This is a genomic window from Acinetobacter sp. 1130196 (assembly GCF_000588095.1).
In the GTDB taxonomy this organism is placed as follows: Bacteria; Pseudomonadota; Gammaproteobacteria; order Pseudomonadales; family Moraxellaceae; genus Acinetobacter; species Acinetobacter nosocomialis.
On record NZ_JFWX01000001.1, the window covers coordinates 103,170 to 115,886 of the forward strand.

Sequence of the window (12,717 nt, forward strand, 5' to 3'; positions counted from 1 at the left end):
GGTCTCGGCATTAGACTGTAGAGTTCTAACAATTTTTTAATTCTTCGACACGCACATGCCCCATTTTGCTAAGAACTAATTTAAAATTTTTAAGCTGATCATAAGAACAGTACATAAAACTACCATTAGACTCGATTGGAAGTCCCGAGCTTCCTTGAAAAACAATACTATTTTGTTTTTTACCAAAACGTTGTAATTTCATAGAACCATAAGTATGGTTAAGATCTATAGAGGTTAATAATTCTTCATTTAAATCATGCTGTAGATTGCGGTTACTATCTACGAAGCTGATTAAGTGTTTATTCCAATCTGTATTACAGATTACCTGATCTGAACTTGGACACAGAACAATGTTCTTATGCTGAATAATTGCGTCCGATTTGGCTTTTTGTATATGAATTGTGAGTACACGCGAGGTATTTTTTAATTCTACAGATGCCATAAATTGATGGTATAAAGGAATGACTATAACTGACATAATCACAAGAATTACGAGGGTTATAGAGAGCTCAACTATAGTAAAACCAGGAGATCTAAACATTAAGAAACCTTAATATATGTATAAATAGAGCAATTTTATGTTTTCTGACAATGATTTATATTATTTTTTATAATAAGGAAACACAAAATTAAATAAGGGTTATCAGTTGGCTAGAATACTGGTAAAATCACCGCAAGCGAAACAAAGAAGTTATTCATTTTTGCTAGTTGAGTAAAAAATTACCGAATTACAACGGAAATTGTAAGTAATTTTGTCAATAATTTACTTGATTAAAATTATCAAGCACTTGGAAAGTTTATCAAGTGTTTGTATGATTCAAATGTGAATAGCTTAAAAATAATACTGGGGTAAAAATATCTCAGGGGCCAATAAATTTAGGCTGAGCTTGAACAACAATTGTTATCTCTGGAGGATATCCATGAAATTGAGTCGTATTGCACTTGCTACTATGCTGGTTGCTGCTCCATTAGCTGCTGCTAATGCTGGCGTAACAGTTACTCCATTATTGCTTGGTTACACTTGGCAAGACAGCCAACACAATAACGGTGGTGACAAAGGTAGTTTAACAGAAAGCCCTGAGCTACAAGACGATTTATTCGTTGGTGCAGCTTTAGGTATTGAGTTAACACCATGGTTAGGTTTTGAAGCTGAATATAACCAAGTTAAAGGTGATGTAAACGGTATTGCTGGTGCTCCAAATGCTGAATACAAACAAAAACAAATCAACGGTAATTTCTATGTTACTTCTGATTTAATTACTAAAAACTATGACAGCAAATTTAAGCCATACGTATTGTTAGGTGCTGGTCACTACAAATACGAGATTCCTGATCTTGGTTACCACACAAGTGAAGAAGGTACTTTAGGTAATGCTGGTATCGGTGCATTCTATCGCATCAACGATGCTTTATCTCTTCGTACAGAAGCTCGTGGTACTTATAACTTTGATGAACAATTCTGGAACTATACAGCTCTTGCTGGTTTAAACGTAGTTCTTGGTGGTCACTTGAAGCCTGCTGCTCCTGTAGTAGAAGTTGCTCCAGTTGAACCAACTCCAGTTGCTCCACAACCACAAGAGTTAACTGAAGACCTTAACATGGAACTTCGTGTGTTCTTTGATACTAACAAATCAAACATCAAAGACCAATACAAGCCAGAAATCGCTAAAGTTGCTGAAAAATTATCTGAATACCCTAACGCTACTGCACGTATCGAAGGTCACACAGATAACACTGGTCCACGTAAGTTGAACGAACGTTTATCTTTAGCTCGTGCTAACTCTGTTAAATCAGCTCTTGTAAACGAATACAATGTTGACGCTTCTCGTTTGTCTACTCAAGGTTTCGCTTGGGATCAACCGATTGCTGACAACAAAACTAAAGAAGGTCGTGCTATGAACCGTCGTGTATTCGCGACAATTACTGGTAGCCGTACTGTAGTAGTTCAACCTGGTCAACAAGCTCAATAATTTGAGTTTCTGAACAGTAAAAAAGCGACTCGTTAGAGTCGCTTTTTTTATTGTGATTTTTAAAATATTTTTCATTTTTCTATCTCCTTGATAATATGTATTCAGTTATTCATTTAGATCAGTATTACCAAACACCTTTTTTTAATTGCTGTTTAGTATCTTGTCTATCTCGACGATGCTGTGCACGAGGTTTTTCTGTCTCATGCATGCCACCTTTTTGAAGTAAAGGTGAAAGGGCTACGTGGTTGCGAGCCTTAATTTTTGGCATTTCTTTAATTTTCATGTTTTAACCTTTAATACATAAAACTTGTTTAAGTGTATGGACCACTTCAATAAGATCTGACTGGTTCGCCATAACTTCATCAATGTCCTTATAAGCGCTTGGAATCTCATCGACAATACCACTGTCTTTACGACATTCAATTCCTTGCGTTTGTTCAATTAAGTCTTGTTGATTAAAAAGTATTTTTGCCTTGCTTCGGCTCATTTTGCGGCCAGCTCCGTGAGAGCAAGAACAAAAAGACTCAGGATTAGCTTTTCCTCTAACAATATAAGAACGTGCTCCCATAGAACCTGGAATAATTCCTAACTCATTTAAACCCGCTCTAATCGCTCCTTTTCTGGTAACTAAAAGATTTTCACCAAAATGGGTTTCTCGACTTACATAATTATGATGGCAATTAATTGCTTCTTTTGTCATTTGAAAAGAGGGTAGAAGAGGTCGAATAGCTTCTAAGATTAATCGCATCATTTCTTTGCGATTTTCGAAAGCATATTCTTGTGCCCATTCCACAGCTTCTACATAATCATTAAAACTGTTTGAGCCCTCAGCAAAATAACTTAGGTCTTTATCAGGTACATGCCCGAAGCGATGTTGTGCTTCTTTCTTGGCGAGTTCAATAAAATAAGTACCAATGACATTACCAAGACCGCGACTACCTGAATGGAGCATGACCCATACATCTTGATTTTCATCAATACATAATTCTATAAAATGATTACCACCTCCTAATGTCCCTAATTGTTTTTGCCAAGTTGCATCAAACTGCCGAAGCATACGAACTAGACCTGGATGCTTCTTTATAATCGGTTGTAAACGCTTTTCGAGTGGAATAATACTCGACGCCTTAGCTTTGACCTGTTTATGTAAAGCAAAACCGACGGGTACTTTACGTTCGATTGCATCACGTAAACGGCTTAAGTTATCTGGAAGTTGTGATGCTTTTAGACTCAAACGAATTGCATTCATTCCACAACCAATATCTACACCGACTGTAGCTGGAATAATTGCATGTTTAGTCGGAATAACACTACCTACAGTCGCGCCTTTTCCTACGTGAACATCTGGCATAACAGCAATATGTGAGTATATGAATTGCAGTTGTGCCATTTTCTTTAGTTGTTCGATACTTTCACTGTCTATATCTTGAGTGAAAATTTTAACCGGCACACCATAGAGTGCCTCTTCGTTTAATATTTTTTGTATGCCCATAATTTTTCTCTTATTTTTCTGTCCGAATAGGCATAAAAAAACCTAGCGAATGCTAGGTCTTAAATTCGAGCATTCGGACAAGTGAATTAAATTTGTACACTTGTCCGTGAGCTGACATCGTGCCAAATCGTTACTGTGTTTTACCTTGTAGTGTTGGCATGATGTCCTCCTTTTTTAAAAAGTGCCGTTGAAAATCTGAACGGCATTTTACCTGTTTTTAACTAAAGATCAAGTTTTTGACATTTAGTTATTTTTGATTAGCTCTTTAAGCGTACTATTAATCTTGCTCTGGTTTTACATCCATTTGATCGTAAGGTATTAATTTAGTCTTATTTTTCCATTTATATCCGAGCCAAATTACTAAGAATAAAGGCAAGCTAATATAGGTAGAAAGTAAGCCCATCCAGTCAATTTTTCCACCTAAAACAGCTTGATAGTTTTGTCCTAAAATAATGACAGAACAAAGAATAAAGGCAAACCATGGAGCAAATGGGAAAAACTTAGCACGGTAGGCAAGATCGTCGAGCTTATAACCTTGAGCAATATAACCTTTACGGAAACGATAATGTGAAATTGCAATACCTAGCCAAACAATGAAACCACACATCCCAGACATATTGAGAAGCCAGTTAAAGACTTGTTTTTCCCCAATAAAAGTCGTTAAGAAGCAGAATGCAGCAATAAATGTAGTCGCATATAAGGCATTCATTGGAACACCACGATTGTCGAGTTTTGCAAACCATTTTGGTGCTCGGCCTTGTTGAGCCATATCAAATAACATACGGGTAGAAGAATACATACCTGAGTTACCTGCCGACAAAATAGCTGTCAAAATAACCGCATTCATTAAGCTCGCAGCGAAAGCAAAGCCTACTTTTTCATAAAGCAAGGTAAAAGGAGAAAGTGCAACATTTTCTGTTGTCGCAGCTTGTAATAGGTTTGGATCATCATAGGCAATGAGTGTACCGATAATGAAAATACACAATATATAGAATAATAAAATTCGCCAGAAAATCTGTTTAATCGCAAGTGGTATCGTTTTCTTTGGATCTTTCGATTCACCCGCAGCCACACCCACCATTTCGGTTCCCTGAAATGAGAACCCTGCAATCATGGCAACACCAATCATGGCTTGTAAACCACCTACAAAAGGCGCATCTTTGTAAGTCCAATTACCAAAAGTGGCCACACCTGGTGTCAACATCACCTTAATAATCATGGCAATACCAATGATAATGAAGGCAACAATAGCGATAACTTTAACCATTGAAAACCAGAATTCGCTTTCGCCAAATCCTTTTACACTCATCGCATTAATCATAAAAATAATGACGAGGAAGAGCGCACTCCAATAGAACCCAGGAATATCTGGAAACCAAAACTTCATAATAAACTGTACTGCAACGAGTTCAAACGCAACCGTGATTGCCCAGTTATACCAGTAGTTCCAACCTAGTGCGAAACCAAAGCCTTCTTCCACATAGCGACTGCCATAGGTGAAGAATGCGCCAGATGTCGGTGTATGAGTTGCAAGTTCGCCCAAGCTGGTCATTAAGAAATAAATCATAATACCAATGAGGGAATAGGCGAGTAACGCCCCACCTGGGCCTGCATTTGCAATGGTTGAACCAGAAGCAAGGAAGAGACCTGTACCAATGGAACCACCAATGGCGATCATATTCAGATGACGAGCCCCAAGCTTTCGCTGGAGTTTTTCAGGAGCATGTGTTTCGCTCATGGAGATTCCTTACATAGTTTGTTATGCACAGGCATATAACACCTTAAAGCCTTGTAGATCAGTTTTAATCTCACACTGACCAAAGTGCTTCTCGATTAAGATCGGATAGTTTAAAAAACGGTTTGCTACAATCCATAGCTCACCTGATGCCTTTAAATGTTTTTTAGCGTTCTGGCAGAGTCCTTCACTTGCATCGTAGTTGGTATGAATACCTTGATGAAAGGGGGGATTACTGACAATGGCATCAAGTTCTGTTGGGGCGTCTGCAATTCCCGTAACGGGCTGCAATCTCAACTGGTCTGAACCTATTCCATTTCGACTAAAAGTCATTTCCGTTGACCGTAAAGCGAAGGCATCAATATCTAGGGCATGAATAATATTACTTGAATTTACTTTTGCCAAATAGCAACTGATAATTCCCGCACCACACCCGAAGTCGGCAATTCTACCTGATTTCACCTGATTTAGATAAGGGAGTAAAACAGCAGTTCCGACATCTAAATGATTTTGACTAAAAACGCCAGGTAGCGCGCAAATGGTAAGTTCTTGTTCATTTGCTTGAACAGTATAGGTTTTTAACCAGCTTTCAAGAGGCTTGATTTTTTCAGTTTTTTCAATTTTTAAATGCCATAATTGACAATGGCGTGCACTATCGATTTTAAGTATCTGGCCAAAACTTTGTAATTGTTTAGCTGCTCTTTCAACACCGCCTTTTTTCTCACCTACTAGAAAAACTGATTGATCAGCTTTTAAATGGCTCATCACTACATGCAATATATAGTTTAAAAGCTCTTTTGATTTAGGCACAAAAATTAAAGCCTGATCAAATTCTTGTGATGGAAACTCAACTGAGAAATGTGCTGGGGTACCTGTATTAATGAAACCTTGGTAGTCAGCATAATTCCATGTCCAGACTGAGGCATCAACCGTAGTAGGTAATTGACTGACTAAGGCATCATTGGGTGCATTAATCAACAAGAGTCTACCTTTTAAATAGTCTTGCTGTCTTAAAACCACTTCACTTCTAGGATCCATGTACATCTCTCATGAAGAAGAATGCCCAGTGGAAACTGGGCAGTAATCAAAAAATTAAAAAATAGGTTATTTGTGGGTTTCAGGTAGAACAATATTTAAAATTAGTGCTGCAATACCACCTGTTGCTACACCAGAACTAAAAATATTTTTAAATAACTCTGGTAAGTGTTCCAAAATTTGTGGAACTTGGGCAACACCTAAACCGAGTGCAAGTGAGATCGCAATAATTAAAAGTGCGCGACGATCGAGATGGATAGATGAAAGAATGTTAATGCCTGAGGCAGCAACTGCACCAAACATTACCATAACTGCTCCGCCTAATACTGCCTGTGGTACAGCTTGTATTACACCCGCTACAGCTGGGAATAGCCCTAATATAATGAGTAAAGCTGCAATCCAGATCCCTACGTAACGACTAGCCACACCCGTGAGTTGAATAACACCATTATTTTGGGCAAAAACAGAACTAGGGAAAGTATTAAATAATCCTGCAAGTAAAGAGTTTGCGCCATTTACTAACACGCCACCTTTAATGCGTTGCATCCACTGAGGGCCATCTACAGGTTGGTTTGAAAGTTTGCTGGTTGCTGTGACATCACCAATTGCTTCTAATGAAGTCACCAAATAAATGAATGCCATTGGAATGAATAAGCCCCATGAGAAGCTTAAGCCAAAGTGCATTGGTGTTGGAATTTGAATGACTGGGGCGTCTTTTAGACCAGAGAAATCTAAATAACCCATGAAGCCGGCAAGAATGTAGCCAATAACTAAAGCAATCAAAATAGCTGAGCTTTTAATCCACACTATGCGTATGCGGTTTAAGATAATAATGATGGCAAGAACTGTACAAGACATTATAAGGTTATCAGAACTTGCAAAAGTATGATCTTGCATGGCTTGATAACCACCACCCATACTAATCAAGCCTTCCTTAATAAGTGTCAAGCCAATCAGAAGGACAACAATACCTGTCACAAGCGGAGTAATCAGTCTTTTTACCCATGGCAGAATTTGTGAAACACCCATTTCAATAAATGAACCAGCAATCACCACACCAAAAATAGCAGCCATAACTTGATTTACTGGTGTACCTGCAGCAACCATTGCACTACCGATACCAATAATTGGTCCAATAAAGTTAAAGCTTGTTCCTTGAACAATGAGTAGACCTGCACCGAAAGGACCAACTTTTTTGCATTGTAAGAAAGTTGCAATTCCTGAAATGACCAAAGACATGGATAAAATCATGTTAGTTTCGGTACGTGAAACGCCCAAAGCTAAACAAATGAGAAGTCCAGGTGTAACAATCGGGACAATAATTGCAAGCAAATGTTGAAAAGCTGCTAGAAAAGCCACGAAGGGTTTTGGTCGGTCATCTAGTCCATAAACGAGGTCAAGATGGTCTTGTGATGGTTGATTGGACATGGGGGTAAGTACGCCGCAATTTCGCAAATTGGCGCTATTCTAATCGAGATACCTATCTTTACAAAACGAAATACAAGCTATTGGGAAATTTTTTTGTCAATGTCAATAAACTGTCACTACTCAAGAGTAGTGTTTTTCTGTATAATTTGCCCTCAAATTTCAGGCGTTTCTAATTTTCATGTCAGATATCAAAAATCTCCGTAATATCGCAATTATTGCGCACGTCGACCACGGGAAAACCACACTTGTCGATAAACTACTTCAGCAATCAGGTGCTCTCGGTGACCGAGCAGGCGAGATTGAGCGTGTCATGGACTCGAATGCGCTTGAAAGTGAACGTGGTATTACCATCTTAGCGAAAAACACTTCTATTACTTGGTTGGATAAGCGTACTGATACAACTTACCGTATCAACATCGTGGACACCCCGGGACACGCCGACTTCGGTGGTGAAGTAGAACGTGTTATGTCGATGGTTGACTGCGTATTACTTCTTGTTGACTCTCAAGAAGGCCCAATGCCACAAACTCGTTTTGTGACACAAAAAGCCTTTGCTCGTGGTTTAAAACCAATCGTTATTATCAACAAAGTTGATAAACCAAGTGCGCGTCCAGACTGGGTAATCGATCAAGTGTTTGATTTGTTTGATAACCTTGGTGCAACTGATGAGCAACTTGATTTCCCAATCGTTTATGCATCAGGTTTACGTGGTGTAGCGGGTCCTGCTCCTGAAGAACTTGCAGAAGATATGACTCCGTTGTTCGAAACGATTGTAGACATCGTTGAACCACCAGCGGTTGACGTTGATGGTCCATTCCAAATGCAGATTTCATCACTTGACTATAACAGCTTCGTAGGCGTTATCGGTGTTGGTCGTATTCAACGCGGTTCAGTAAAATTAAACACTCCTGTTACTGTAATTGACAAAGATGGCAATACACGTAACGGTCGTATTTTAAAAATCATGGGTTACCATGGTTTAGAGCGTATTGATGTTGACTCAGCATCTGCTGGTGACATCGTATGTATTACTGGTATTGATGCACTTAACATTTCTGACACGATTTGTGATCCGAAAAATGTTGAAGCATTACCAGCTTTATCTGTAGATGAACCTACAGTATCTATGACTTTCCAAGTAAACAACTCTCCGTTTGCTGGTAAAGAAGGTAAATTCGTAACTTCACGTAATATCCGTGAACGTCTTGATCGCGAATTAATTCACAACGTAGCTTTACGTGTTGAAGATACTGACAGTCCAGACCGTTTCAAAGTATCTGGCCGTGGTGAACTTCACCTTTCAGTTTTAATTGAAAACATGCGTCGTGAAGGTTTTGAAATGGGCGTATCACGTCCACAAGTAATCATCAAAGAAATTGATGGTGAAAGACAAGAACCTTACGAAAACGTAACGTTTGACGTTGAAGAACAGCATCAAGGTGCTGTAATGGAACAAATGGGTCACCGTAAAGGCGAAATGACTAATATGGAAGTTGACGGTAAAGGCCGTATCCGTATTGAAGCGACTGTTCCTTCACGTGGTCTTATCGGTTTCCGTTCTGAATTCTTGACTATGACTTCTGGTACAGGGATCATGACTTCAAGCTTCTCGCATTATGGCCCTGTTAAACAAGGTACTGTTGCGAAACGTCAAAACGGTGTGTTGATTTCTATGGTTCAAGGTACTTGCTTGGGCTATGCATTGTTCAGCTTGCAAGACCGTGGTCGTTTGTTCGCTAAACCACAGTTAGAAGTTTACGAAGGTATGATCGTGGGTATTAACTCTCGTTCAGACGATATGGTTGTAAACCCAACTAAAGCGAAACAATTAACTAACGTTCGTGCATCTGGTACAGATGATGCTTTAACTTTAGTACCAGCAATTGAATTTACGCTTGAACAAGCGCTTGAATTCATTGAAGATGACGAGTTAGTAGAAGTTACTCCAAAATCAATCCGTATCCGTAAGCGTTACTTGACTGAAAACGAACGTAAACGTAATCGTGATAAATAATTTTTCTTAAATGAAAAAAGACAAACCGCTAAATTCGTTTAGCGGTTTTTTATTGCTTACTGGTAAAGCTGAAAGTAAACTTAAAATCATATTTTTCTTGTAAGCAAATATGTTGTTAAAGTGTGAAATAGCTTTCTTTTTTTGAAAAAAATATTAAATTATCAATATCATGGCGAGTACTATCTAGACGGATAAGAGGCCAGTGAAAAAAGAAAAATATGATGTGTTCCTCCCCCCTACATCTGGAGATGTTTAGATGAGTATTATTCAAGAATTTAAAGAATTTGCCATTAAAGGCAATATGATGGATTTAGCCATTGGTGTAATTATTGGTGGTGCTTTTGGCAAAATCGTAGACTCGTTAGTAAAAGATATCATCATGCCGCTTATCACTGTAATTACAGGTGGAGGTGTTGATTTCTCGCAGAAATTTATCGTATTAGGTGCGAACCCTAATAACTTACAATCTCTAGATGCCTTACAAAAAGCAGGTATCAATGTACTAACTTATGGTAACTTCCTGACCATTTTAATTAACTTCCTGATTTTGGCTTGGGTTGTGTTCTTAATGGTTAAATTATTAAACAAACTTCGCCGTGATAAGAATGAGCCAGAAGCTCCAGCTGCAACTCCTGAAGACGTGCAATTATTGCGCGAAATTCGTGATGAGTTGAAAAAGAAAGCTTAAGCAGATTTCAAATAAAAAACGGTACTTAGAGTACCGTTTTTTATTACATCACATTTTATACTGGACTAGAGATATTGATAAAATTGTAAGGTCGCAGTTAAGTTTAGCTAAGCATATTGAACAAGGAACATAAATTAATGAATCAGCTTTTTGTATATGGAACCTTATGTCCTAATAAAGCAAATGCTCATATTTTAGAGCAGATTGGTGGAAGCTGGACGAAAGCTAGTGTACGAGGGGTAATTCATATTTTAGAGTGGGGCCCAGACAAAGGTTTAAAAGCGTTAGAGTTAGATTCGCAAGCAGATTGGATAGAAGGTTATGTGTTTAGCACAGAAAAACTTGCTGAAAACTGGCAAATGTTAGATGACTTTGAAGGCTTTCAATACCAACGTGTAATCGCTGATATAAAACTAGAGTCGGGTGAATATATTAAAGCCTGGACATATCAAATGAATGCACAGGCTAAAACTTTTGAAAACGACAATTAAATTAATGAGTCCTAACGTAAGCTACCCATTCGGAATTTAACTTCTAAAAGATGATAGCCAAACTGGCTTTTGATAGGACCTTGTAACACGCGTTCAGCAGCAGTAAAAACGACTTTGTCTATAACAGGTACCAACTGTCCTTTTTTGACTTCACCGAGTTCTCCACCACGTTTTGCTGAATTGCAAGTGGAGTATTGCTTGGCAAGTTTGGCAAAGTCAGCCCCACTTTGTAGCTTCTTTTTTAGCTGTTCGGCTAAGTCTTTATCTTTGACTAAAATATGTCGGACAATTGCTGTTTGCATGTTGTCTTCCTCCAAAAAATTAAGGCTTTCTCAGCTTTTTAAGCGGTTGGCATTGTGGGCAAAATACACTGGCGCGCTGACCGAGTTTTAAGTTTTCTAATGTGGTTTCACAGTTAACACACATTTCTCCGGCACGACCATAAGCGAGTAAAGTCTGTTGAAAATAACCATTTTCACCCATGGCATTGCTGTAGTCTCGTAAAGTCGAGCCGCCTAAATCAATTGCTGACTTCAAAATTCGCTTAATCTCGATAACCAGTTTCTCAATTTGTTGCATAGTCAAATCGCCAGCAGGCTGAGCTGGGTGAATGCCTACATTAAACAAGCTTTCGGTTGCATAGATATTGCCAACACCAACCACTACATGATTATCCATGAGTGCAATTTTTATGCCGACAGCTTTATTCTTGAGTTTGGAAGCTAAATATTCTGCATGAAAGTCAGTACTTAATGGTTCTGGCCCTAAAGTGTCGATGAGTTTGCCTTGAGTTTCAGGGTTAAGCCAAAGAATGCAGCCAAAACGACGTGGGTCGTGGTAACGTAACTGCTGATCTTCAAATTGAATAATCAGATGATCATGCTTTCTCAATTCATCGTTTGGTTGACACAGACGAAAGCTTCCTGACATGCCTAAATGCCAGAGCATTTGATCTTGTTCAAACTCTGCCAAAATATATTTTGAACGACGATTTAATCCAATCAGGCGTTGCCCAACAAGTTTTTGAATATCATCTGGTATTGGCCAACGTAAGCTAGGATTACGTACTTCAACACTTAAAACTTTTTGATTCAATAAGGGAAATAAACTGGTTTTGGTGGTTTCGACTTCGGGTAACTCAGGCATGCCAACTCGCAGAATTAACAGATATACTGGATTAATCAAGTATAACGTGTGGTATGTAATATTTCAGAGAATACTATGTCAGATATTTTACCATTAAGCTGGTTTCAACGAGAAACTTCGGAAGTAGCATATGATTTAATCGGCTGCGTATTATGTAAGCGACAGCCTGATGGACAAGTTATCCGCTGTACAATTAGTGAAACAGAAGCTTATTTGGGTGTTCGCGATAAAGCCTGCCATAGCTACAATGACAAACGTACCGCACGAACAGAGGTAATGTATCGCCATGGTGGCACCATTTATGTTTATTTAATTTATGGTATGTATGAAATGCTCAACATTATTACTCAAACAGAAGGTGTACCTGAAGGAGTGATGATTCGATCAGCATTTTTAAATAGTGCTTCAACTAAAAAAGAATATAAGCTTTTGGCTGGACCTGGCAAACTGACACGTTATTTGAGCATTGATCGGACTTTAAAAGGCCAGACTTTAGGTGAAGAATCTGGACTATGGATTGAGGCAGCCACTACACAGCCAGAAGTGGTTTTAACGCCACGTATTGGAATTGATTATGCCGAAGAAGCAAAAGATTGGCCTGAACGATATTGCTGGAAAGATCATCCATCTTTAAGCCGATAACTCTTAAACTGGAAATCAATTTTTATATCGCAAAACGACTGTTCCAGATTTACAACAATGTAAACCGAATTCTATA

Annotated in this window: 13 protein-coding genes; 5 read left to right on the plus strand and 8 right to left on the minus strand. The window is 38.5% G+C overall.

From position 1 onward, the window contains the following. Nucleotides 1–25: 25 nt before the first annotated feature. Complete coding sequence (locus tag J671_RS05955) at nt 26–541, minus strand: GspH/FimT family pseudopilin (RefSeq protein ID WP_031981643.1); 516 nt, start codon at nt 539–541, stop codon at nt 26–28. 379 nt (nt 542–920) lie between these two features. On the opposite strand from J671_RS05955, the gene omp38 reads away from it, so the two are divergent. Next, nucleotides 921–1,970 (plus strand): outer membrane protein Omp38, encoded by a 1,050-nt coding sequence (omp38, locus tag J671_RS05960; protein ID WP_031981644.1) that lies wholly within the window; start codon nt 921–923, stop codon nt 1,968–1,970. A 124-nt stretch (nt 1,971–2,094) separates the two neighbouring features. Here the strand turns inward: omp38 and J671_RS25925 are convergent, their stop codons facing one another. The 5 genes from J671_RS25925 to J671_RS05985 all read right to left on the minus strand — a co-directional run bounded on the left by J671_RS25925 (nt 2,095) and on the right by J671_RS05985 (nt 7,660). Next, a complete protein-coding gene (locus J671_RS25925) occupies nt 2,095–2,253 on the minus strand; it encodes a hypothetical protein (RefSeq protein WP_004712046.1) in 159 nt (52 codons plus the stop codon). Between the two features lie 3 nt (nt 2,254–2,256). Next, nucleotides 2,257–3,462 carry an RtcB family protein gene (locus tag J671_RS05970; RefSeq protein WP_031981645.1) on the minus strand — a complete coding sequence of 402 codons (1,206 nt, stop codon included), beginning with the start codon at nt 3,460–3,462 and terminating at the stop codon, nt 2,257–2,259. Nucleotides 3,463–3,739: 277 nt separating this feature from the next. Further along, a complete protein-coding gene (locus tag J671_RS05975; protein WP_031981647.1) occupies nt 3,740–5,200 on the minus strand; it encodes an amino acid permease in 1,461 nt (486 codons plus the stop codon). Between the two features lie 21 nt (nt 5,201–5,221). Further along, nucleotides 5,222–6,235 carry a class I SAM-dependent methyltransferase gene (locus J671_RS05980; protein ID WP_031981648.1) on the minus strand — a complete coding sequence of 338 codons (1,014 nt, stop codon included), beginning with the start codon at nt 6,233–6,235 and terminating at the stop codon, nt 5,222–5,224. Between the two features lie 66 nt (nt 6,236–6,301). Next, nucleotides 6,302–7,660 carry a uracil-xanthine permease family protein gene (locus tag J671_RS05985; protein WP_004712050.1) on the minus strand — a complete coding sequence of 453 codons (1,359 nt, stop codon included), beginning with the start codon at nt 7,658–7,660 and terminating at the stop codon, nt 6,302–6,304. Nucleotides 7,661–7,838: 178 nt separating this feature from the next. On the opposite strand from J671_RS05985, the gene typA reads away from it, so the two are divergent. From typA to J671_RS06000, 3 genes are all read left to right on the plus strand, one after another. After that, the gene (gene typA / locus J671_RS05990; protein ID WP_004712053.1) at nt 7,839–9,674 is read left to right on the plus strand and encodes a translational GTPase TypA; all 1,836 of its coding nucleotides are present in this window, start codon (nt 7,839–7,841) and stop codon (nt 9,672–9,674) included. Nucleotides 9,675–9,930: 256 nt separating this feature from the next. Beyond that, nucleotides 9,931–10,362: a large conductance mechanosensitive channel protein MscL gene (gene mscL, locus J671_RS05995; protein WP_006580342.1), complete on the plus strand. Its 432-nt coding sequence runs from the start codon at nt 9,931–9,933 to the stop codon at nt 10,360–10,362. Between the two features lie 137 nt (nt 10,363–10,499). Continuing rightward, a complete protein-coding gene (locus J671_RS06000) occupies nt 10,500–10,853 on the plus strand; it encodes a gamma-glutamylcyclotransferase family protein (RefSeq protein WP_006580343.1) in 354 nt (117 codons plus the stop codon). Between the two features lie 11 nt (nt 10,854–10,864). Here J671_RS06000 and J671_RS06005 read toward each other — a convergent pair whose 3' ends face one another. After that, nucleotides 10,865–11,155 carry a peptidylprolyl isomerase gene (locus J671_RS06005; protein ID WP_002051379.1) on the minus strand — a complete coding sequence of 97 codons (291 nt, stop codon included), beginning with the start codon at nt 11,153–11,155 and terminating at the stop codon, nt 10,865–10,867. 19 nt (nt 11,156–11,174) lie between these two features. Beyond that, on the minus strand, nt 11,175–11,999 hold the full coding sequence (gene mutM, locus J671_RS06010; protein WP_031981649.1) for a bifunctional DNA-formamidopyrimidine glycosylase/DNA-(apurinic or apyrimidinic site) lyase: 825 nt from the start codon (nt 11,997–11,999) through the stop codon (nt 11,175–11,177). Nucleotides 12,000–12,074: 75 nt separating this feature from the next. On the opposite strand from mutM, the gene J671_RS06015 reads away from it, so the two are divergent. Further along, nucleotides 12,075–12,641, plus strand: coding sequence for a DNA-3-methyladenine glycosylase (locus J671_RS06015; protein WP_004885355.1), 567 nt, complete (start codon nt 12,075–12,077; stop codon nt 12,639–12,641). Nucleotides 12,642–12,717: the final 76 nt, after the last annotated feature.